The sequence below is a fragment of the Enterobacter sp. JBIWA005 genome (assembly GCF_019968805.1).
In the GTDB taxonomy this organism is placed as follows: Bacteria; Pseudomonadota; Gammaproteobacteria; order Enterobacterales; family Enterobacteriaceae; genus Enterobacter; species Enterobacter vonholyi.
The window spans coordinates 2,366,515-2,388,316 of record NZ_CP074159.1; the positions used below are offsets into that span (position 1 = coordinate 2,366,515).

General features: G+C 57.4%; 16 protein-coding genes and 1 pseudogene. 11 read left to right on the top strand and 6 right to left on the bottom strand.

The features are described 5' to 3' along the window. Window positions 1–172: 172 nt before the first annotated feature. From KGP22_RS11225 to KGP22_RS11265, 9 genes are all read left to right on the top strand, one after another. Entirely contained in the window at window positions 173–1,870 is a 1,698-nt protein-coding gene (locus KGP22_RS11225) for an NAD-dependent malic enzyme (protein WP_023335794.1), read from the top strand. A 382-nt stretch (window positions 1,871–2,252) separates the two neighbouring features. Further along, window positions 2,253–3,965 carry an ABC-F family ATP-binding cassette domain-containing protein gene (locus tag KGP22_RS11230; protein ID WP_223578860.1) on the top strand — a complete coding sequence of 571 codons (1,713 nt, stop codon included), beginning with the start codon at window positions 2,253–2,255 and terminating at the stop codon, window positions 3,963–3,965. A gap of 198 nt (window positions 3,966–4,163) precedes the next feature. Further along, on the top strand, window positions 4,164–5,174 hold the full coding sequence (gene adhP / locus KGP22_RS11235) for an alcohol dehydrogenase AdhP (protein ID WP_115875167.1): 1,011 nt from the start codon (window positions 4,164–4,166) through the stop codon (window positions 5,172–5,174). Between the two features lie 148 nt (window positions 5,175–5,322). Next, window positions 5,323–6,942 carry a TIGR04028 family ABC transporter substrate-binding protein gene (locus KGP22_RS11240; RefSeq protein ID WP_133294478.1) on the top strand — a complete coding sequence of 540 codons (1,620 nt, stop codon included), beginning with the start codon at window positions 5,323–5,325 and terminating at the stop codon, window positions 6,940–6,942. A 10-nt stretch (window positions 6,943–6,952) separates the two neighbouring features. Further along, window positions 6,953–7,897 carry an ABC transporter permease gene (locus KGP22_RS11245; protein WP_115875174.1) on the top strand — a complete coding sequence of 315 codons (945 nt, stop codon included), beginning with the start codon at window positions 6,953–6,955 and terminating at the stop codon, window positions 7,895–7,897. After that, the gene (locus KGP22_RS11250; protein WP_223578863.1) at window positions 7,894–8,745 is read left to right on the top strand and encodes an ABC transporter permease; all 852 of its coding nucleotides are present in this window, start codon (window positions 7,894–7,896) and stop codon (window positions 8,743–8,745) included. The genes KGP22_RS11245 and KGP22_RS11250 overlap by 4 nt, the downstream gene beginning before the upstream one ends. Further along, the gene (locus tag KGP22_RS11255; protein ID WP_223578866.1) at window positions 8,742–10,349 is read left to right on the top strand and encodes an ABC transporter ATP-binding protein; all 1,608 of its coding nucleotides are present in this window, start codon (window positions 8,742–8,744) and stop codon (window positions 10,347–10,349) included. The genes KGP22_RS11250 and KGP22_RS11255 overlap by 4 nt, the downstream gene beginning before the upstream one ends. After that, on the top strand, window positions 10,346–11,335 hold the full coding sequence (locus KGP22_RS11260; protein WP_223578868.1) for a putative FMN-dependent luciferase-like monooxygenase: 990 nt from the start codon (window positions 10,346–10,348) through the stop codon (window positions 11,333–11,335). The genes KGP22_RS11255 and KGP22_RS11260 overlap by 4 nt, the downstream gene beginning before the upstream one ends. A 10-nt stretch (window positions 11,336–11,345) precedes the next feature. Next, a complete protein-coding gene (locus KGP22_RS11265) occupies window positions 11,346–12,437 on the top strand; it encodes an alkylhydroperoxidase domain protein (protein ID WP_223578870.1) in 1,092 nt (363 codons plus the stop codon). A gap of 6 nt (window positions 12,438–12,443) precedes the next feature. Here KGP22_RS11265 and araJ read toward each other — a convergent pair whose 3' ends face one another. The 3 genes and pseudogenes from araJ to KGP22_RS11280 form a co-directional block, all read right to left on the bottom strand. Further along, window positions 12,444–13,619, bottom strand: a complete 1,176-nt coding sequence (gene araJ / locus KGP22_RS11270) for an MFS transporter AraJ (RefSeq protein ID WP_223578874.1) — start codon at window positions 13,617–13,619, stop codon at window positions 12,444–12,446. Between the two features lie 188 nt (window positions 13,620–13,807). Then, complete coding sequence (locus KGP22_RS11275; protein ID WP_127731015.1) at window positions 13,808–14,314, bottom strand: YbjP/YqhG family protein; 507 nt, start codon at window positions 14,312–14,314, stop codon at window positions 13,808–13,810. Continuing rightward, window positions 14,314–14,681 (bottom strand): annotated as a pseudogene (locus KGP22_RS11280) (hypothetical protein). The gene KGP22_RS11275 and the pseudogene KGP22_RS11280 overlap by 1 nt, the downstream one beginning before the upstream one ends. Before the next feature lie 261 nt (window positions 14,682–14,942). On the opposite strand from KGP22_RS11280, the gene ppk2 reads away from it, so the two are divergent. Beyond that, window positions 14,943–15,761, top strand: a complete 819-nt coding sequence (gene ppk2, locus KGP22_RS11285; protein ID WP_111963626.1) for a polyphosphate kinase 2 — start codon at window positions 14,943–14,945, stop codon at window positions 15,759–15,761. A gap of 58 nt (window positions 15,762–15,819) precedes the next feature. Here the strand turns inward: ppk2 and fdnI are convergent, their stop codons facing one another. The 3 genes from fdnI to fdnG are packed head-to-tail and all read right to left on the bottom strand — an operon-like array spanning window position 15,820 to window position 20,412. Further along, window positions 15,820–16,476 (bottom strand): formate dehydrogenase-N subunit gamma, encoded by a 657-nt coding sequence (fdnI, locus tag KGP22_RS11290; protein ID WP_223578878.1) that lies wholly within the window; start codon window positions 16,474–16,476, stop codon window positions 15,820–15,822. After that, on the bottom strand, window positions 16,469–17,353 hold the full coding sequence (gene fdxH / locus KGP22_RS11295; RefSeq protein WP_111963628.1) for a formate dehydrogenase subunit beta: 885 nt from the start codon (window positions 17,351–17,353) through the stop codon (window positions 16,469–16,471). The genes fdnI and fdxH overlap by 8 nt, the downstream gene beginning before the upstream one ends. Window positions 17,354–17,364: 11 nt before the next feature. Continuing rightward, window positions 17,365–20,412, bottom strand: a complete 3,048-nt coding sequence (fdnG, locus tag KGP22_RS11300; RefSeq protein WP_223578883.1) for a formate dehydrogenase-N subunit alpha — start codon at window positions 20,410–20,412, stop codon at window positions 17,365–17,367. A gap of 221 nt (window positions 20,413–20,633) precedes the next feature. Here fdnG and yddG point away from each other — a divergent pair, with 221 nt between their 5' ends. Then, entirely contained in the window at window positions 20,634–21,512 is an 879-nt protein-coding gene (gene yddG, locus KGP22_RS11305; protein WP_223578888.1) for an aromatic amino acid DMT transporter YddG, read from the top strand. Window positions 21,513–21,802 lie beyond the last annotated feature (290 nt).

A 21,802-nucleotide genomic window follows, 5' to 3' on the forward strand; every position in this document is an offset into this window, starting at 1 on the left:
CAGACTGAGATCCAGAACACCATCGGTAATCCCGGTGGTGTTTTTGTTTATGTGTTGCGGTAATTAATATTTAGCTCCTTTATAATACCGTCGGACCGCACCCCATCGCACAGGCCAGAAAGATGACAAACAGCAGTGTCAGGGACGGATCTTCATAAAAAGAGTGAGTGACATGGACAACAAACTGAAAAAACATCGTTCCTTATACATCCCATACGCCGGACCGGTTTTACTCGAATTCCCCCTGCTCAACAAAGGCAGCGCCTTCAGTATGGAAGAGCGCAGCAGCTTTAACCTGCTGGGTTTACTGCCAGAAGTGGTTGAAACCATCGAAGAACAGGCAGAGCGCGCGTGGATCCAGTACCAGGGTTTCAAAACTGAAATCGACAAACACATTTACCTGCGCAACATTCAGGACACCAACGAAACCCTCTTCTATCGCCTGGTGCAGAACCATCTCGAAGAGATGATGCCGGTGATCTACACCCCTACGGTGGGTGCGGCCTGCGAGCGCTTCTCAGAGATCTACCGTCGCTCCCGCGGGGTATTCATCTCCTATCAGAACCGTCACAACATGGACGATATTCTGCAGAACGTGCCGAACCACAATATCAAAGTCATTGTGGTGACCGACGGCGAACGTATTCTCGGCCTCGGCGACCAGGGCATTGGCGGGATGGGGATCCCAATCGGTAAACTCTCTCTCTATACTGCCTGCGGCGGCATCAGCCCGGCTTATACCCTGCCGGTCGTGCTGGACGTCGGCACCAACAACCAGCAGTTGCTAAACGACCCGCTCTATATGGGCTGGCGCCATCCGCGTATTACCGACGACGAGTACTATCAGTTTGTCGACGACTTCATCCAGGCAGTGAAGCACCGCTGGCCGGACGTTCTGCTGCAGTTTGAAGACTTCGCGCAGAAAAACGCGATGCCGCTGCTGAACCGCTATCGCGATGAGATCTGCTCCTTTAACGACGATATCCAGGGCACCGCAGCCGTGACGGTGGGTACGCTTATCGCCGCCAGCCGCGCAGCCGGCAGCCAGCTGAGCTACCAGAAAATCGTCTTCCTGGGCGCAGGCTCTGCGGGCTGCGGTATTGCCGAGCAGATTATCGCCCAGACCCAGCGCGAAGGCTTAAGCGAAGAGCTGGCCCGCTCCCGCGTCTTTATGGTTGACCGTTTCGGCCTGCTGACCGACGGCATGCCGAACCTGCTGCCGTTCCAGACGAAGCTGGTGCAGAAACGCGAAAACCTGAAAAACTGGGATACCGACAACGAAGTCCTTTCCCTGCTGGACGTGGTGCGCAACGTGAAGCCGGATATTCTGATCGGCGTTTCCGGGCAAACCGGTCTCTTCACCGAAGAGATTATTCGCGAGATGCACAAGCACTGCGAGCGCCCTATCGTGATGCCGCTGTCTAACCCGACCTCGCGCGTGGAGGCAACGCCGCAGGACATCATTGCCTGGACCGAAGGTAACGCGCTGGTTGCGACCGGCAGTCCATTCGACCCGGTGGTGTGGAAGGATAAAACCTATCCGATTGCGCAGTGCAACAACTCCTATATCTTCCCGGGCATTGGACTGGGCGTGATCGCCTCCGGCGCGTCCCGCATTACCGATGAGATGCTGATGTCGGCGAGCGAAACCCTCGCGGGCTACTCTCCGCTGGTCAACAACGGTGAAGGGCTGGTGCTGCCGGAGCTGAAGGACATACATAAGGTGTCGCGTGCAATCGCCTTCGCGGTAGGTAAAATGGCGCAGCAGCAGGGCGTGGCGGTGAAAACCTCTGCCGACGCGCTGCAGCAGGCCATCGACGACAACTTCTGGAAGCCTGAATACCGCAGCTATCGCCGTACGTCGATTTAATCCGCTCCGCCCGGTGGCGCTTCGCTTACCGGGCCTACGGGCCGGGTGTTTTCCCTCTCCCTGTGGGAGAGGGTCAGGGTGAGGGCAACAGACCGCACCATCGAATACCCACTAGCCAAACCCCTTTTCCCCCGCTACACTCCATTCATCCATTAACCCACTGAATATATAAGGAGGCCAATTATGCTGTATCGTGAAATTTTCAATGTTTCACATACATTTGGTGATCGCACCAGCTCAAGCGTTATCGGTATCGTGCTGCGATAACTTCTGCTTGAGCGAAGACACCAACCCCTGAAATCCCTTCTCTCGGGCTTACTGAGTTATCGTCAGCGATGTTTGACGAGGCATAAACATGCCTGTAACTCTTGGGTAAGCAACAATGAGCACTTTACTCACTGCACAATCTTTACGCGTTGATACGGCGTTTGGCACGCTCTTCGACTCACTCTCCTTTACGCTGAAAAAAGGCGACCGCATTGGTCTGCTGGGCGACAACGGCTGCGGCAAAAGTACGCTGCTGAAGGTGCTGGACGGCACGGATTCCCCTGCGGCCGGAACGGTAGCGTTGGCCGGGCACTGCCTGATGGCGCGGGTGGAGCAACATCTCCCGGACGCTATTTTTCCGCTGACCATGCTGGATGCCGTCCTGGCCCAGTTGCCCTCAACTGAACGGGACAGCCTGCGCTGGAAAGCCGAAACGCTGCTGGCAAGCATGGGCTTCACGCCGCAGGATATGTTGCTGCAATCCTCCACGCTGAGCGGCGGACAGCACACCCGCCTGCTGCTGGCGCGGGCGTTGATTCACGAGCCAGACCTGCTTCTGCTCGATGAACCCAGCAACCACCTTGATTTGCCGACGATGCTCTGGCTGGAATACTTTCTACAGAACTGGTCGGGTAGCTTTGTGCTGGTCTCGCATGACAGACAGCTGCTGGATGCCGTCACCAACGGTAGCTGGATCCTGCGCGATAAAACGCTGCACTACTTTGCCCTTCCCTGTACGGCAGCACGGCAGGCGCTTGACGCCAAAGATGAAAGCGACGCGCAGCGCCATAAGGCGGAGCAAAAGGAGATCGACCGCGTAACCGCAAGCGCCAAACGCCTGGCGACCTGGGGCAAGGTTTACGACAACGAAGACCTGGCCCGCAAAGCCAAACAGATGGAAAAACAGGTCGAACGGCTCAAAGAGAGCCAGACCGCGCTCACGGCGGGCAGCCCGTGGACGTTAACTCTGCGCGGCGACGCGCTGCGGGCGGACCGTCTACTGGAGATGGAAAACCTCGGCGTCCCGCCCGCGCCTGGGCTACCGCCGCTGTTTAACATCGAAACGGCGCGGCTGAAAAGCGGCGATCGCGTGGCGATTGTTGGTCGTAACGGCTGCGGCAAATCGTCACTGATGAAGCTTATCTGGCGACATTTTACGGATGAACCGGCGGAAAGCGGGCTGAAAATCCATCCGCGCGTGTCGCCTGGCTACTACGACCAGACGCTTCATCAGCTTGCAGACAACGCCACGCTTCTCGACGCGCTGGAGCCTTTCGCATCGGATCCGCAGAATCGCAAAATGGCCCTGATAAGCGCCGGGTTCCCGTGGTCCCGCCACGGGCAGAAAGTCAGCACGCTCAGCGGCGGCGAGCGTTCGCGCCTGCTGTTCGTGGGCCTGACGCTTGCCCGCTATAGCCTGCTGATGCTGGATGAGCCAACTAACCACCTTGACATGGAAGGCAAAGAGGCGCTGGCGCAAACCCTTCAGCAGTTTGAAGGCGGCGTTCTGCTGGTCAGCCATGACCGACAGTTAATTAGCCAAAGCTGCAACCGTTTCTGGCTGATTGAAGAGGAAAAGCTGAGCGAGTGGCACGATGCAGAAGCGGTCTTTGAGCGTCTGCGTGAAAGCGCGGGGCTGGTGACATCCACCCCACCTGCTATCACCGCTTCGGCGGTTCAATCCTCGCCGTATGACGATCTGCTCGAACGGCTGGTCGCACTGGAAACGCTGCTGGAAGACGATCTGGCGCGTAAGCCTAAGCATCAAAAGCCGCAGCTGCAGGCTCAATGGCGTAAAGAGATTAAGGAGATAGAAGCACAGCTGTAAGTCTGCGTCCGGCGAGTCTCTCTCGCCGGGCCAGTATTTTCCCCCTAAATTATTAGAGGAACGCCGTATTCTTATTCTGAAAATGGATTAAATAATGACATTATGTTGCCGTTGCCTTGCATTACAGCGCCAAACCACTAATCCTTGAGGAGTATTACACCTGCTATGCAGATACTCATCATGAACAAGGAGATACACATGAAGGCTGCTGTTGTCACTCAGGATCATCAGGTTAATGTCACCGAAAAAACCTTGCGCCCGCTAAAGCACGGGGAAGCTCTGCTGAAGATGGAGTGCTGTGGCGTATGCCATACCGACCTCCACGTGAAGAACGGTGATTTTGGCGATAAAACCGGGGTTATCCTGGGCCATGAAGGGATTGGTATCGTAAAAGAAGTCGGCCCAGGCGTGAAATCTCTGAAAGTCGGCGACCGCGCAAGCGTGGCCTGGTTCTTTGAAGGCTGCGGGCACTGCGAATATTGTAATACCGGCAACGAAACCCTGTGCCGTGACGTGAAAAACGCCGGTTACTCCGTTGACGGCGGCATGGCGGAAGAGTGCATCGTCACCGCGGATTATGCGGTAAAAGTGCCGGACGGTCTGGATTCGGCGGCGGCCAGCAGCATTACCTGCGCCGGGGTCACCACCTACAAAGCGGTGAAGGTGTCCGAAATCAAACCAGGCCAGTGGATTGCGATTTACGGTCTGGGCGGTCTGGGCAACCTCGCGCTGCAGTACGCCAAAAACGTCTTTAACGCCAAAGTCATCGCGCTTGACGTTAACGACGAACAGCTGAAGCTGGCGGCCAGCATGGGTGCGGATCTCACCATCAACTCCCGCAGCGAAGATGCCGCTAAAATTGTGCAGGAGAAAACCGGCGGCGCGCATGCTGCAGTCGTCACTGCCGTCGCAAAAGCCGCCTTCAACTCGGCGGTAGATGCCGTACGTGCCGGTGGCCGCGTGGTCGCGGTTGGCCTGCCGCCGGAAGCGATGAGCCTGGATATTCCGCGTCTGGTGCTGGACGGTATTCAGGTGGTGGGTTCGCTGGTTGGCACCCGTCAGGATCTGCAGGAAGCGTTCCAGTTCGCCGCTGAAGGCAAGGTCGTGCCGAAAGTCACGATGCGTCCTATCGAGGACATCAACGCCATCTTTAAAGAGATGGAACAGGGCCAGATCCGTGGCCGTATGGTGATTGACCTGCGTTCATAATCACCCACCGTTCAATTACCGCTCCTGACAGGGGCGGTTTTTATAGCCATTTTCCGGCAATCCTTATCTTAATTCCTTTGTTCCCTTGTTTTCCCCCGCGCCCGATGATGAATCCGACGCTAACAAGAAGATAACAAAGGAATTCACCATGCAAACCCCATTTCGTCTGCCGCTGCTGACGGCGCTGATTCTGACGACCACCGCAGCGTGGGCAGCAGATGCGCCCGTCAAAGGCGGCACGCTGATTTATCTGGAGCAACAGGCGCATACCAACCTTTACCCGCCTGCCGGCGGCTTCTACCCGAACGGCGGCATTCTGAACCAGATCACCGACAAACTGACGTGGCAGAACCCGAAAACGCTACAGGTGGAGCCCTGGGTAGCCGAAAGCTGGACCACCAACGCCGATAAAACCGAATACACCTTTAAGCTGCGTCCCGGCATCACCTTCTCCGACGGCACGCCGCTGGACGCCAACGCCGTAGCGAAGAACTTTGATACCTACGGCTTAGGCAACAAAGCGCAGCGTCTTCCGGTGTCAGAAGTAATCAATAACTACGATCGCAGCGAAGTGGTCGACCCGCTGACCGTGAAGTTCTACTTCAAAAAACCGTCGCCGGGGTTCCTGCAGGGCACCGCCACGATTGGCTCGGGCCTGGTTTCGCTCAGCACGCTGAAGCGCAACTTTGAAGAGCTGGGTGACGCCCGGCATATCATTGGCTCGGGCCCGTTTGTGGTGAAAGACGAGAAGCTGGGTCGCGAAGTGACGCTGGAAGCGCGTAAAGACTACCAGTGGGGACCGAAAAACCTGGCGCAGCAGGGGCCGGCCAATCTGGACGGCATCAAGTTTATCGTGACCCAGGAAGACAGCGTGCGCGTCGGCGCCCTGCTGGCCGGTCAGGCCGACTTTATTCGCCAGGTACAGGCGTATGACGAAAAGCAGGCGACAGACCAGGGCTATAAAATCTACGCCGCCCCAACGCGCGGGGTGAACGACAGCATCAGCTTCCGCCCGGATAACCCGCTGGTCTCCGATATTCGCGTCCGCCAGGCGCTGCTGCATGCCACCAACGCAAAACAGGTGGTCGAGACCCTCTTCTCGGCCAACTATCCGCAGGCGAAGTCGGTAATTGCCGATTCTGCCGCCGGTTTTGTCGATCTCAGCGACAAATTGACCTTTGACCCGGCAAAAGCCAACCAGCTGCTGGACGAGGCGGGCTGGAAAGCGGGCAGCGACGGGATCCGCGCCAAAGACGGCCAGCGGCTGGCGCTGACGGTATATGAATCCCTGCCGCAGCCGCAAAACAAAGAGGTGCTGCAGCTGGTTGCCCAGCAGTGGCGTCAGGTGGGCGTGGCGCTGAGCGTGAAGGCCGGCGACGCTGGCAGCCGCACGCTGGATAACCTTGATCCGCTGAAAACCCCGTTAACCGTCTCAGAAGTGGGCCGCGCCGATCCTGACGTGGTGAAAAGCATGTTTTACCCCGCTAACCGCGACGCGCTGCTGCAAAAAGGCGGCTCCAGCGACAAGGTCAAAAGCTTCCGTGACGACAAGCTGAATGCGCTGCTGGTAAATATCTCCTCAGAGGTCGATCCGCAAAAACGCCTGCAGCTGACGGGGGACGCCCAGCGCTACCTGCTGGATAACGCCTACGTCATTCCAATTTTCGAGGAGCCGCAGGTCTTTGCCGGTGCGCCGTGGCTAAAAGGCGTCAATTTTGAAGCGGTTGGCCGCCCGTCGTTCTACGGCGCGTGGATTGAGAAACACTGAGGAGCTGACGATGCGCCACGCACTTCTTCAACGCTTTGGGCACGGGCTGCTGGTACTATGGGCCGCCTTTACCCTCTCGTTCGTGTTGCTCCAGGTGCTGCCGGGCGACGCGGTGCTGATTAAATTTCAGAACCCGGACCTGGGCTTAAGCCCGGCGCAAATTGAGGAGATGCGCGTGGCCTACGGCGCGGACAGCCCGCTGTGGCAGCAATACGGCCATACGCTGCTGGCGATGCTGCACGGGGATTTCGGCTATTCGTTACAGGCCGGGGTGCCGGTCAGCGAGCTGATTGCCAGCAATCTGCCGGATACCCTGAGCCTCGCCCTGCCCGCCTTTTTACTCGCGGTTCTGCTGGCGTTTGCGCTGGCCTTTGCGTCGCGTCTGCCGGGTCTGCGCTGGCTGAGCAATACCCTCCAGTCTCTGCCGGTCCTGTTTATCTCCTTACCGACGTTCTGGCTGGGGATTGCCCTCATCCAGCTCTTTTCTTTCCAGCTGCGGCTGATCCCGGTGATTAACCCGACGCCGCTGCAGGGGCTGATCCTGCCGATCGTGACCGTCGCGATCCCGATCTCCGCCCCGCTGGCGCAAATCCTGATGCGCAGCCTCGACCAGGTGGCGACGCATCCGTTTGTTGCCGTAGCCCGGGCCAAAGGGCTGAGTGAAACCGCCGTGCTGTGGCGTCACGTGACCCGCAACGCCCTGCTGCCTGTCCTGAACATTGCCGGGCTGCTGCTGGGCGAGCTGATTGCCGGGGCGCTGATCACCGAAACCGTTTTTGGCCGCAGCGGGCTCGGGCAGCTGACCCAGCAGGCGGTGAATAACCAGGATATTGCCGTACTTCAGGCGGTAGTGATGATTTCCGCCCTCGGCTTTGTCCTGATCAACCTGCTGGTGGACCTGCTTATGCCGCTGCTGGATCCCCGTCTGCAAACTGTTACCGGAGGTGCATCATGAGCCTGGTCGATTACGCTGCCGCCGCGCGAAAACGCGTTCCCGGCTGGCAGGGCGTCGCGTGGCAGCCCGGACTGTGGCTGGCATGGGCGGTAATTATCATTGCGATTTTCGCCGCCGTGGCGCCCGGCCTGTTAACCCACTACAGCCCGATTGAGGGCATCGCCGGAGCGCAACGTCTGGCGCCGCAGGCGGGACACTGGCTCGGCACCGATCAGCTTGGCCGCGATGTTTACACCCGTATTGTGTACGGTGCGTCCCACTCCCTTAGCGCGGCGCTCGCTGCCGTCACGATGGGGCTGGTGGTCGGCACAGGTCTGGGGGTTGTCGCCGGGGCGTTCGCCGGACGCGTCGAGTCTTTCCTGATGCGTTTTGTCGACGTACTTTTGTCCATTCCGTCTCTGCTGCTTTCCCTGACGGTTATTATTCTGCTCGGGTTTGGCACCGTTAACGCCGCCATTGCCGTCGGCGTGGCCTCTATCGCCAGCTTCGCCCGCCTCGCGCGCGGTGAAGTGGTGCGCATCCGCCATACGGATTACGTCGAAGCGGCGTTTGGCAGCGGCGGGACGTTTTTCGCCGTGCTGTGGCGACACATCCTGCCCAACGCGTTAACCGCCGTTCTTGCCTTTGCCACGCTGCAGTTTGGTCAGGCTATCCTGGCCCTTTCAACGCTGAGCTTTCTCGGCTACGGCACCCCGCCGCCCGTGCCGGAATGGGGCTTATTGATCGCCGAAGGCCGTAACTATCTCTCTACCGCCTGGTGGTTAACCACCTTCCCCGGCGTGGTCGTCATCGCCGTCGTGCTTGCCACCAACCGTATCAGCCAGCAGTTCAGCGGAGGCCTGAAATGACCGTACTCTCGGTAGAAAACCTGACCATCAGCTACCGTACCGCGCGCCAGTGGCGCGAGGTGGTGCATTACGTCAGCTTTACCCTCAGGCGAGGGGAAATGCTGGCGTTTGTCGGCGAATCCGGATCCGGCAAAACGACCACGGCACAGGCGATCATTGGCCTGCTGGCGGATAACGCCCGTCGCGATGCGGGGAAAATCGTGCTCAACGGCGAGGAGATTAGCCGGTGGTCAGCGAAGCGTCTCGATACCCTGCGCGGGGCGCGAATCAGCCTGGTTCCGCAGGATCCGGGTAATTCACTCAACCCGGTGAAGACGATCGGTGGTCAGGTCGGGGAAATTATTCAGCTGCACCAGAAGGTGACTCGCGCCCAACGCGACGAGCTGGTGCTTGCCCTGTTGACAAAGGTCGGCCTGAGCCACCCCGAACAGCGCATGAAGCAGTATCCGCACCAGCTCTCCGGCGGAATGAAACAGCGCGTGTTGATTGCCATCGCGATAGCGCTGCGTCCGGACGTCATCATTGCCGATGAGCCCACCAGCGCGCTGGACGTGACGGTGCAAAAACGTATTCTTGATCTGCTGGATATCCTGCGCAGGGAATCGGGTACTGCCGTTCTGTTTGTCACCCACGATCTGGCGCTGGCCGCTCAGCGCGCGGACAGGCTGCTGGTTTTTCGCCATGGTGAGGTTCAGGAGCACGGCGACACCGCCGACATCGTTCGCACGCCGCAGCACGCCTATACCCGCCAGCTGCTGAGCGATCTCCAGGGCCAGCGCCTGACCATCGCCCCGGTAGCCGGCCTGCCGCTCGCGTCACCGGCCATTCGCGCCCGCGCCATCAGCAAACGGTTCTCGCTGGGTAAAGGTCATCAGCTTCAGGCGCTGGATCGGGTGACGTTTGACGTCAGACGCGGCAGCACCCATGCGCTGGTCGGTGAATCCGGCTCCGGGAAGACCACCCTCGCCCGTATTTTGCTGGGTTTTGAACAGGCCGACAGCGGACAGGTCATTATTGATGACATTGATGCCACCGCGCTCAGCCGCGAGGCCCGTCGTCAGCTGCGCCAGAAGATCCAGTTTGTTTACCAGAACCCGTTCGCCTCTCTCGACCCGCGTCAGACGCTGTTTGACATCATCGAAGAGCCCCTGAAGAACTTTTCCCGCCTCGCGAAGGCTGAGCGAAAGGTGCTAGTGGAAACCGTGGCGCAGCGGGTTGCGCTGCCCGTCGAACTCCTGACCCGCACCGCCAGGGAGCTATCAGGCGGTCAGCGCCAGCGCGTGGCCATCGCCCGGGCGCTGATTCTGGAGCCGACTATTCTGGTGCTGGACGAAGCCACCTCCGCGCTGGACGTCACCGTGCAGGCGCAGATCCTGGCACTGCTTCAGCAGTTACAGCAGCAGCTGGGATTAACCTACCTGTTCATCACGCACGATCTCTCCACCGTTCGCCGGATCGCCCACAGCGTCACGGTGCTGCGCAGCGGTCAGGTGGTCGAACACGGTGACGTCGAAACCTTATTCACGTCGCCACAAAACGACTATACCCGCGAGCTGATTGCTGCCATTCCCCATTTTTCACCCGCTACGGAGGAGTTCGCATGACGCGAAAACGCCTGGGATTTTTCACCCGCCTGCTTGACGACGCCACGCCGAAGGAGCGCTATCGTCTGGCAACCGAACAGATCCGCCACGCCGAACGCCACGGTTTTGACAGCGCCTGGATTGCTCAGCACCACTTCCATGAAAGTGAAGGCGGCCTGCCGTCGCCGCTGCTATTTCTGGCACACGTAGCCGCACATACCGAAACCATTCGACTCGGCACGGCCATCATTACCCTGCCGATGGAAAACCCGCTGCGCGTCGCAGAAGATGCCGCGGTGCTGGATTTACTCGCCGATGGACGTCTCGAAGTCGGTTTTGGTTCGGGCGGCACGCCGACCTCTTTCCTGCCGTTCGGACTGACGTTCGAACAGCGCGGCGCGGCCTTTGCTGACCATCTACATGTGATCCAGAGCGCCTGGCGCGGGGATTCGCTCACCCATCCGGATAACCACCTTTACCCGCCTGCGCCACAGCTGGCTGACCGGATCTGGATTGCCACCTTTTCCGTCGACGGTGCCGTTCGCGCCGCGCGGGCCGGACACGGTTTGATGCTCTCCCGCACGCAGCCGCGCCCGGCAGACCAGTTGGATTTAACGCTAGACGCGATCCAGAACCCGATTGTGGATGCCTACCTTGAGGCGCTGCCTGCGGGCATCGCACCGCGCATTCTTGCCTCACGTACCGCGTTCGTCGCCGACAGCGATGACTATGCGCTGAAGGTTGCGACGCCGGGCCTCACGAAACAGGCAAAGCAGCATCGCGCTGCCGGATACGCGGTTAAAGGTGACACCGTCACAGATTTTCGTCGGCAGTTCGACGCCCACATCGGTTCGCCCGAGACGGTGCTGCGTTCGCTGCAGGCCGATTCCGTTCTCCGGCGCGCCACGGACATCTCATTCCAGGTCCATTCGGTCGAGCCCACCCATCGCGACACGCTGCGCTCTATCGAACTGATCGCCGAACATATTGCCCCCCACATCCTTTGAGGAGACACCTATGTCATTAAGTCACGACATTCTCGCCGAGCTGGCGGAAATTAAACCCGGTTCCCCTCTGGCAGAGGCGCGTGCCACGCGGGACGCCGCCACAAGACACGCGCAGGGCAGCTACGAAATCTTATTTACCCAGCAGGACAGCGATTTTGCGCTGGACGAACGCTTCGCCGTCGCGGCAAAAGTCGCGAGGTGGCACAATGCGGAGGCGCTGGCCGCACACTATGCGGGGTTTGGCCTGGCAGACCCGACCTCCGACCGTCTGACCCCGGCGCTGAACTTCGCGCGTCTGCTGACCTTCTCTCCCGTCGAAGCCACGCCCGCATCGTTAAAGGCGCTGACCCAGGCGGGATGGAGCAAAGAAGGTATCGTGACCCTGGCGCAGCTGATCGCCTTTGTCAGCTTCCAGAGCCGACTGATTGCCGGGCTGCGGCTGCTGAACGACAGGCCAGTCGCCACAAGCGATGCCCCGGTGGCGGCAGGCATCTGGCACACGACCGCAACCACGGCCACCGGCAAGGCGGCTCCCGTCGCCTTCACCCAGCAGGAACTGGGCTGGGAACCGTGGATCGCCGCCAAACCTCTGGCGGATTTTCGTGATGACGAGGTTGCGATCCTGGCGAAGTTTGGCCACACCGATTCCGACTATTTCCGCCTGCTGGGCCGCAACCTGCCGGTGCTTGAACAGCGCACGCTAACGGATAAAGGGATTTTTTATACGCCGGGGGGATTGCCGCGCGCCGAGCGCGAGCTGGCCGCAACGGTCGCCAGTAAAATTAACGGCTGCATCTACTGCGCATCTGTCCATGCGCGGAAAGCGAGCCAGCTGTCAAAGGATGACGCTGCGGTAGAGGCCCTGCTGGCCGTGCGTCCAGGACAATCCCTGAGCGAGGGACAATCTGCGCGCTGGCAGGCGGAGATAAATTTTGCGGCGGCGCTATCGGTTACTCCGCCTGCCGCCACGCCGCTGCACCTTGCCGCGCTTGAAAAAGAGGGGCTGGACACCTTAGCCCAGCTTGACCTGGTGCAGTCCGCCGCGTTCTTCGCATGGGCGAACCGACTGATGCTGACCCTGGGCGAGCCCTGGCTTGCCTGAATTCGATCAGGCTAGCGCGCGAGCGTTAGCCTGAGCCCGTCTGGCCCGCAGGTAACCGTAGATCAACAGCGCGCTCATGGCCGAGAACGAGAGTATCGCCGCAGGCAGCGTGACGTAGCGCCAGCTAAAGCCGAGGGTAATCATCATCCCGCCAAAATATGCACCGATCGCGCTGCCGAGATTAAACGCCATCTGCCCGCCCGCGGCACCCAGCATCTCACCGCCCTTCGCATTTTGCAGAAGCAGAATTTGTAGCGGCGCAGAGAGCGCAAACAGCCCGGCACAACAGATAAAACCCATGACCAGCGAGGCCGTTTTCAGTTCGCCACAGGCGAAAAGCAGCAGCAGCGAGGCGACAATCACCATGTCGGTGGTCGCCGCAATGCGCAGCGGGCTAAAGCGTCCCGAGAGCTTGCCGCTCAACAGGTTGCCCAACACCATGCCAAGCCCCATTAGCATCATGATGGCCGTCATCACCCCTTCTGAAAAACCGGAGACGTTGACCATAAACGGCTTAACGAAGCTGAACCACGCGAACACACCGGCATTGCCAAACATGGTGGCGGCAAAAATCAGCCAGGGTTCTGGTTTTTTCAGAAAGTGGAACTGCTCGGTTAATTTAATTTCCGATGTGTCGCGGATGTTCGGCACCCAGATCAGCACCGAGAGGATCACCAGCGCATCGAACAGGGCTATCAGGAAAAAGGTATAACGCCAGCTGAACTGATGCCCCAGCCAGGTGCCGAGCGGCACACCCACCAGGTTGGCGACGGTCATTCCGGCGATCATCCCGGCCACCGCGACCGTCACCTTACCCGGCGGCGCGATTTTAGAAAGAATAATCGCCCCGACGCCGAAAATGGCGCCGTGCGGGAAACCGGAAATCAGGCGCCCGGTCGCCAGCCAGAAATATGACGTAGAAAACGTAAACAGAGCGTTCCCAACCGCGCACATGGCAACCAGAAACAGCAGCGTAGTTTTTAAGGAGAACCTGCCTGAGAAAAGCGCCACAATCGGGGCGCCAATCACCACGCCGAAGGCGTAAAACGAGATCATATTCCCGGCGGAGGGAATCGAAATACCGCTGTCATGCGCCAGCTCGGTTAACACGCCCATAATGCCAAATTCAGCCATGCCAAGGCCAAATGTGCCAAGCGCCAGCGAAAATATTGTCTTTTTCATGCCTCAACCACGGGTTAATCACTCGCAGCGGGCATTATTGAATAATCTTGTATGGTGAGCCAGTTCAAATCAGATGGCTGACAGGTTAATCCATTAATTCAGGAGTTTTCTCCAACCGCGACACGGGGCAATGGAAAACAAAAAGCCCCGGCAGGCGTCAGGGCTTTAAAGGGTTTAAGGTCTGGCTTTTACGGTGTGCTTTCTGCCGCTGCTTTAGCGCGTGTAATCGCGCCAGCATTGAAAATTGGGTGCTCGTGATTGTTCGTTACGTCACGAACGCGGTAAATTTTCCATGCATCATCTTCACGACGAAGAAATACCTCAAGGTGAATGCTTCTCCCGTTACCCGCCCCTTCAATAACCTGGACTGCTTCACCGTTTAAAAATGGTCTGGCGTTTTCCACTCGTAACGCAGGTATCCATTCGCGAGAATAATCTTGGGTATACGTAAAATAGTCAGACTCTATTAACTCTTGTTCAGAGATTTCCTGAATGGTATTAATGCGAACAATCGTATCAGCAGAAACATATTTACGCAGTTCGTCGGCAGGATAAGGCCTGGTTTCATCGCTGCCGAATACGGAAAGATAGGATTTATAAAATGATTCAGTAGCGTCTTGTGCGCTACGTTCTTGATTGGCAGCCGAACTACATCCCACCAGCAACATAACGAATGATAACAATATCCTTTTCATCAATGCATCCTGTAAATTTTAAAGGATGGTTGCATTTTGCGGTATCCAGGCCCCGGATACATACTTTTTTGAACGAAATCAGAAATCCATTGTGTACCGTCATACATAGTCATGTGGCCTATGCCATTTCCACCAGGGTATGGCTGTATCACGGCCACATCACCAGCAATTAACGTTTAACCGGGCGGCAGCTCACTGAATCCAGCACGTAATAATTCAACCCCATAATCTTTTGCATAATCTGTGTTCGCTACCTTAACACCGCCAGCCAGAATGGCAAGGCGGGTAAACTTAGCACATTCACTATGAGAGCGCCCAGAGCGTGTGAACGGAGATACGAAACCGCAGCGTCTTTATTCCAACTCATTCTTAGTTCCTTTAAGTAAATAAGAATGAAATTATCGCATTAACCACATATAAAGAACGGGATTAAACGTGCTGATTTTATTGAATCCTCAGCATTCTAATAGGGGAACGGGTGCTAAGCACCTTCGTGAATACCTCATTATCTGCTTAAAAAAGTGTCGTGAAATTAATTACCTAAAAACAATACGTTTAATATCAGGTGGATTACACTTCATAGTGCGGCCTCGCTTTTTCCACGCCAGACAAACTGAGGATGACAATTATGGGAAGCAAAAAGAAAGCCCCTGTCGCTGTTGATGTCGTATCGAATGCACCGCTTAAGACCAAAGAGTATGAAAAAGAGCTCCGCCGCCTGCACGTCGAACTGGTTAAGCTCCAGCAGTGGGTCGTCGCCAAAGGGTTAAAAGTGTGTATTGTTTTTGAAGGACGCGATGGTGCAGGCAAAGGCGGCACCATTAAAGCGATCACCGAGCGCGTCAGCCCGCGCGTGTTTCGCGTTGTTGCGCTCCCTGCCCCGACGGAAAAGGAAAAAAGCCAGCTCTACTTCCAGCGCTATGTGCCGCACCTGCCCTCGGCGGGTGAAATCGTGATCTTCGATCGCAGCTGGTATAATCGCGCGGGCGTGGAGCGGGTGATGGGGTTCTGCACGGAGGAACAGGCGGAGAAATTTTTGGACGGCGCGCCGGTTATGGAAAAAGCGATGGTCGATGCCGGAATTATCCTGCTGAAATACTGGCTGGAGGTGACCCCGAAAGAGCAGGAGCGGCGCCTGCGCGACCGTATTAACGATGGTCGTAAGATCTGGAAGCTGTCACCGATGGATATTAAATCCTTTAACCTGTGGGATGAGTATACCCTTGCGCGCGACGCCATGTTTGAAGCCACCGATACCGCCTGGGCGCCGTGGTTTGTGGCACGCTCTGAAGATAAAAAACGCGTGCGCCTGAATATTATTTCGCATCTGCTTTCGCAGATACCGTATAAAGAAATTCACGTCGACAAGGTGGATTTACCGAAGCGCAAAATCGGCAAAGTCAAACCCACAAAATACCCGTTCCGCTATGTGGAAGAGCGGTTCTGATTTGAAGAGTAGGCCCGCGCAAGCGCAGCGCCGCCGGGCAAAGCCGACGGCGCAGGTCTTACTTGATCCCTTCCGTACTTTCCTGTTTCGCTTCCAGCCGTTCCACGTCACGATACCAGCGCGGATGGTGTTTCTGCGCCCAGCGGCGACTCACCTTCCCTTCAATCATGCCTTTAACCGATCCTTTCACCCAGAACGCCATATACATATGGATCAGGATGGCGTGAATCAGAATGATGGCCGACGTCGCGTGGATCAGCAGCGCGTAGCGAATCACCTGTATCGGGAAGTAGTGTGCAAAATACGGACGCCAGATAATCACCCCGGTCACCAGCAGCACAAAAATCATGCTCATGATGGTCCAGAACATCATCTTTTGCCCGGCATTGTATTTCCCCACCTTAGCCACTTTGTGCTCGTTGCCCTTCAGGACTTCGACGATCCCTTTCACCCACGGGATATCCTGCTTGTCCGGGATGTTATGATGGACGAAGCGCACGAACATAAACATCAGCACCACGAAAATCAGCACGCCGAAGAACGGGTGCAGAATGCGCCCCATCTGCGGCGTACCGAAAGTTTCGGTCAGCCACTGCAGCGTCGGGAAGAAGAACGAAATTCCCGATACCGCCACCAGGAAGAAGCAGATCACCACCGTCCAGTGACAGGCGCGATCGACAAATTTGGTGCGCACTATCATTTTCGACTTACTCATGATGCTCCTCCTCGTCGTCATCCACCTCTTTGTTTGGCCCGATACCGATGTAGTGATAAATCAACCCAGCGAAGGTGGCGATAAAGCCCGCCGCGGAGAGCGGCTTGAGCGCCCCTTTCCAGAGGTTAATGGAGGTATCGATCGCCGGATCCTTCGGCAGATTGTGGTACAGCTCGGGCTGGTCGCTATGGTGCAGCACATACATCACGTGCGTGCCGCCCACGCCCTGCGGGTTGTAAATGCCCGCATTCTGATAACCACGTGCTTTCAGCTTGTCGACCCGCGCCTGCGCCACGTCCAGCATCTCTTTTTTGGTGCCGAAGTGGATTGCCCCGGTCGGACAGGTCTTCACACAGGCAGGCTCCTGCCCGACGCTGACGCGGTCCACGCACAGGGTGCATTTGTATACCCGGTTATCCTCTTTATTGAGGCGCGGGACATTAAACGGACACCCCGCAATGCAGTACCCGCAGCCGATGCAGTTGTCCTGCTGGAAATCGACTATCCCGTTAGCGTACTGAATAATCGCGCCAGCAGACGGGCACGCCTTCAGGCAGCCCGGATCCTCGCAGTGCATGCAGCCGTCTTTGCGGATGAGCCACTCCAGCCTGCCGTTCTGGTCGGTTTCGCTAAAACGCATCACCGTCCAGGATTTAGCGCTCAGATCCGCCGGATTATCGTAGACCCCAACGCAGTGCCCCACCTCGTCGCGGATGTCGTTCCACTCAGAGCAGGCCACCTGGCAGGCCTTACAGCCCACGCAGGAGGAGACGTCGATAAGCTTGGCGACTTCTGCCTTGTAGTCCCGCGCGCGGGGCGCGGGAGTTATCGGGTTGGTCGCGGAGCGTTTGATAACGTCTTGTGTTTCCATCGCCATTGAATCGCTCCTTACGCTTTCTCGATGTTGACCAGAAACGCCTTGTACTCCGGCGTTTGCGAATTGGAATCCCCGACGTTTGGCGTCAGGGTATTGGCGATGTAGCCTTTCTGCGCAACGCCTTCAAAGCCCCAGTGAAGCGGGATACCGACGGTTTCCACCTGCTGACCATGCACGTTCAGCGACTGCAAACGACGGGTCACCACCGCCACCGCGCGGATAAAGCCGCGCTTGCTGCTCACCTTCACGCGGTCGCCGTTGGCGATGCCTTTCGCCTTCGCCAGTGTTTCGCTTATCTCCACAAACTGTTCCGGCTGCGCGATGGCGTTAAGCCGCGCGTGCTTGGTCCAGGTATGGAAATGCTCGGTCAGGCGGTAGGTCGTTCCCACGTACGGGAATTTGTCCTTTTTGCCAAGGCGCAGGACGTCGTCTTCGTAGATACGCACCACCGGGCTGGAGACCACGTTCGGGTGCAGCGGGTTGGTGCCGAGCGGCGTTTCCATCGGCTCGTAGTGCTCCGGGAACGGCCCTTCCGCCAGCTTGTTGAGGGCGAACAGGCGCCCCAGCCCTTCCGGCTGCATGATAAACGGCCCGGTGTTGCTGCCCGGCGCGGCGGTGCTGTAGTCCGGGATGTCGTTCCCCGTCCATATCGCCCCGTTCCACTGGATCAGCATGCGCTTCGGATCCCACGGCTTGCCGTTTACGTCTGCAGACGCGCGGTTGTACAGCACGCGACGGTTCAGCGGCCACGCCCATGCCCAGCCCAGCGTATTGCCCAGCCCGGAAGGGTCAGAGTTGTCACGGTTGGCCATCTGGTTACCCTGCTCCGTCCAGCTGCCGGTGTAGATCCAGCACGACGATGCCGTGGTGCCGTCATCGCGCAGCAGCGCAAAGCTGTTCAGCAGCTGGCCCTTTTTCGCCACCAGGTTGCCGCTCGGGTCATACAGATCCGCCAGCGCCACGCCGTTGTTCTCTTTGGCGACTTCCTCTGACTCAGGACGATCGGGCTGTTTGTAGCTCCAGCTCATCTTCAGCAGCGGCTCCGCGCCTTTACCGCCTTCGGTGCGGTACATCTCTCGCAGGCGGTGGTAAATCCCGGCGAGGATCTCGCCGTCGTTACGCGCTTCGCCAGGGGCATCCTGGCCTTTCCAGTGCCACTGCAGCCAGCGGCCGGAGTTGGCAATGGAGCCGTCCTCTTCGGCAAAACAGGTGGACGGCAGGCGGAACACTTCGGTCTGAATCGATGCCGGGTCGACATCGTTTGATTCCCCGTGGTTCTGCCAGAAGGTGGAGGTCTCGGTCACCAGCGGATCGATAACCACCATGTACTTCAGCTTGCTCAGGCTGCGAACGACTTTGTTTTTGTCCGGGAAAGAGGCTACCGGGTTGAAGCCCTGGCAGATATACCCCGTTACGTCGCCCTTATCCATCATGTTGAAATACTTGATGACGTCATAAGCCTGATCCCACTTCGGCAGCCATTCAAAGCCCCAGTCGTTCTCTTTCTGCGCCGCATCGCCGTAGAAGGATTTCATCAGGCTGACGTAGAACTTCGGATAGTTGCTCCAGTAGTTCACCTGGTCCGGCAGCGTCGCTTTTGGCGTATTGGCCTCAAGATACGTTTGCAGATCGGCCTGTTTTTCAGACGGCAGCGTCAGGTAGCCCGGGAGGCTGGTCGAGAGCAGGCCGAGGTCGGTTAAGCCCTGAATATTGGAGTGACCGCGCAGCGCGTTCACGCCGCCACCGGCCATCCCCATATTGCCGAGCAGCAGCTGGATCATCGCCATGGTACGGATGTTCTGCGCGCCCACGGTGTGCTGCGTCCAGCCCAGCGCGTACAGGAACGTGGTGGTTCTGTCGGCGGCGCTGGTGGAAGCCAGTACCTCACACACCTTAAGGAAGTCCGCTTTCGGCGTGCCGCAGATGTTCTCCACGACGTCCGGCGTATAGCGGGAGACGTGCTGCTTCAGCAGGTTCCACACGCAGCGCGGATGCGTGAGCGTTTCATCGCGCATCGCGTAGCCGTTTTCATCGAACTGATAGTTCCAGGATGTTTTATCGTACTGGCGCTTTTCGGCGTCATAGCCGCTAAACAGCCCGTCATCGAAGGCAAAATCATCCCGCACCAGCAGGTTCGCGTTGGTGTAGTGCTTAACGTATTCCGCGTTAATTTTGTTGTTTTCGATCAGGTACAGCAGCACACCGGACAGGAACGTAATGTCCGTACCGGAGCGGATTGGCGCATAGATATCGGCCACCGATGCCGTACGCGTAAAGCGCGGATCGACGACGATAAGCGTCGCATCGTTGTTGTTTTTCGCTTCCATCGCCCAGCGGAACCCCACCGGATGGGCTTCAGCGGCGTTACCGCCCATCACCACCACGACGTTAGCGTTTTTGATATCAACCCAGTGGTTGGTCATCGCACCGCGACCAAATGTTGGAGCAAGACTTGCTACCGTTGGTCCGTGTCAGACGCGCGCCTGGTTGTCTACCGCCAGCATGCCGAGAGAGCGCACAAACTTTTGCGTCAGCATGCCGGTTTCATTACTGGCCGCAGAGGCACACAGCATCCCGGTGGAAAGCCAGCGGTTGACCGTTACACCCTGCGCGTTCTTTTCAATAAAGTTGGCATCGCGGTCGGCTTTCATTAACGCTGCTATACGGAAGAAGGCCTCATCCCAGGAGATACGCTGCCATTTATCAGAACCCGGCGCGCGGTATTCCGGGTAGCGCAGGCGGTTTTCGCTGTGAACGTAGTCCAGCAGCCCCGCCCCTTTCGGGCATAACGCCCCGCGGCTCACCGGATGATCCGGATCCCCTTCAATGTGGTAAATCGCTTCTCTGGCGTTCTTCGCGCCATCGCCCAGGCTATACATTAAAAGCCCACAACCCACGGAGCAGTATGTGCAGGTGTTACGGATCTCTTTCGCGCGCAGCAGCTTATAGTTGCGTGCCTGAGCCAGCGCCATTTTGGGGGCAAATCCCAGCATGGCTGCCGTTGTTCCGGCCATACCGCCCGCGCAGATTTTAAAAAATTGTCTGCGGCTGACGTCCATTGTTGTCCTCGTTATCTGAAAACATTTCGCGCCGCAAACTAACAGCAAAGCCCCTGATTTTTTTGCGTCAAATCAAGGTCATCTGCCTTCCCCCCCTTAATAGTCACCCCCGGAACATTTCATTACCCCTTTTTGATTAACGGTTTAAGAGAATAATTCACGACAGCGACAGGCGTAATACGATACATTTTTCCTTTGATTTTTATTGCGATGACGAAGTAATGGACAGAAAGAGAGCAACGCTTATTGGGCTGGCGGCGATATTGTTATGGAGCACCATGGTCGGCCTTATTCGCAGCGTGAGTGAGGGGCTTGGGCCGGTAGGCGGTGCGGCGATGATTTACACTCTCAGCGGATTACTGTGTCTGGTGACGGTAGGATTTCCTGATATCAGGCGGTTTTCACTCCGCTATCTTATTGCCGGCAGCGTTTTATTTGTCAGCTACGAAATATGTCTGGCGCTGTCGCTGGGCTATGCCGCGACGCGCGCTCAGGCGATTGAAGTCGGTATGGTGAATTACCTTTGGCCAAGCCTGACGATCGTATTTGCGATTTTGTTCAACGGGCAAAAGTCTACCCTGTGGGTGATCCCCGGCCTGGTCATTTCGCTGCTGGGCGTCTGCTGGGTATTGGGCGGTGAAGAAGGGTTACATCTTGAGGAAATAACCCGCAATGTCGTTTCCAGCCCCCTGAGCTACGCGCTGGCGTTCGCCGGGGCCTTTATCTGGGCTGCCTACTGCACGGTAACCAGCAAATTTGCGAAAGGACAAAACGGTATTACCCTGTTTGTTTTGCTGACCGCGCTGAGCCTGTGGGTGAAATATTTTCTGAGCGATCAGCCCGAGATGGTGTTCACGCTTCCGGTGGTGGTGAAGCTCGTCATGTGCGGGATCGCGCTTGGGTTTGGTTACGCCGCATGGAATATTGGCATTCTGCACGGGAACGTCACGGTTCTGGCTGCCGTATCCTATTTTACCCCCGTGCTCTCTGCCGCGCTTGCCGCCGCGGTGCTAAGCTCTCCCCTTTCATTCTCGTTCTGGCAAGGGGCGCTGATGGTCTGCGCCGGGTCGTTGCTCTGCTGGTACGCAACAAGACAATAGCGCCTCTCCAGCGGCCGGGTTAATTTCAACCCGGCAACATAATTAACATAAATTTAAAATGTGATCGCACCTCAGAATATTTATCATAATAATAGAGCGTCTGTTTAAGTTCGGTTTATATTGAGCGCCTTCTGTAAAGCCACCTGAAGCGAGTTGACGTAAACTGACAACCCCGTGAAATTAGTCAGTAATAAACATTAACGCTCTGCATAGCATTACATGCAATAATTCAGCGCTGGCAGCTTTAATGAAATATACGAAATAGACGTTGAAAAATTAAATCAACCCAT

Bases quoted from the DNA above. Each gene is read 5' to 3' on its own strand.
- KGP22_RS11230 (WP_223578860.1), top strand. From the start codon at position 2,253: ATGAGCACTTTACTCACTGCACAATCTTTACGCGTTGATACGGCGTTT.
- KGP22_RS11255 (WP_223578866.1), top strand. From the start codon at position 8,742: ATGACCGTACTCTCGGTAGAAAACCTGACCATCAGCTACCGTACCGCG.
- fdxH (WP_111963628.1), bottom strand. From the start codon at position 17,353: ATGGCGATGGAAACACAAGACGTTATCAAACGCTCCGCGACCAACCCG.
- KGP22_RS11250 (WP_223578863.1), top strand. From the start codon at position 7,894: ATGAGCCTGGTCGATTACGCTGCCGCCGCGCGAAAACGCGTTCCCGGC.
- araJ (WP_223578874.1), bottom strand. From the start codon at position 13,619: ATGAAAAAGACAATATTTTCGCTGGCGCTTGGCACATTTGGCCTTGGC.
- KGP22_RS11240 (WP_133294478.1), top strand. From the start codon at position 5,323: ATGCAAACCCCATTTCGTCTGCCGCTGCTGACGGCGCTGATTCTGACG.
- yddG (WP_223578888.1), top strand. From the start codon at position 20,634: ATGGACAGAAAGAGAGCAACGCTTATTGGGCTGGCGGCGATATTGTTA.
- KGP22_RS11225 (WP_023335794.1), top strand. From the start codon at position 173: ATGGACAACAAACTGAAAAAACATCGTTCCTTATACATCCCATACGCC.
- fdnI (WP_223578878.1), bottom strand. From the start codon at position 16,476: ATGAGTAAGTCGAAAATGATAGTGCGCACCAAATTTGTCGATCGCGCC.
- adhP (WP_115875167.1), top strand. From the start codon at position 4,164: ATGAAGGCTGCTGTTGTCACTCAGGATCATCAGGTTAATGTCACCGAA.
- ppk2 (WP_111963626.1), top strand. From the start codon at position 14,943: ATGGGAAGCAAAAAGAAAGCCCCTGTCGCTGTTGATGTCGTATCGAAT.
- KGP22_RS11275 (WP_127731015.1), bottom strand. From the start codon at position 14,314: ATGAAAAGGATATTGTTATCATTCGTTATGTTGCTGGTGGGATGTAGT.
- KGP22_RS11260 (WP_223578868.1), top strand. From the start codon at position 10,346: ATGACGCGAAAACGCCTGGGATTTTTCACCCGCCTGCTTGACGACGCC.
- KGP22_RS11265 (WP_223578870.1), top strand. From the start codon at position 11,346: ATGTCATTAAGTCACGACATTCTCGCCGAGCTGGCGGAAATTAAACCC.
- KGP22_RS11245 (WP_115875174.1), top strand. From the start codon at position 6,953: ATGCGCCACGCACTTCTTCAACGCTTTGGGCACGGGCTGCTGGTACTA.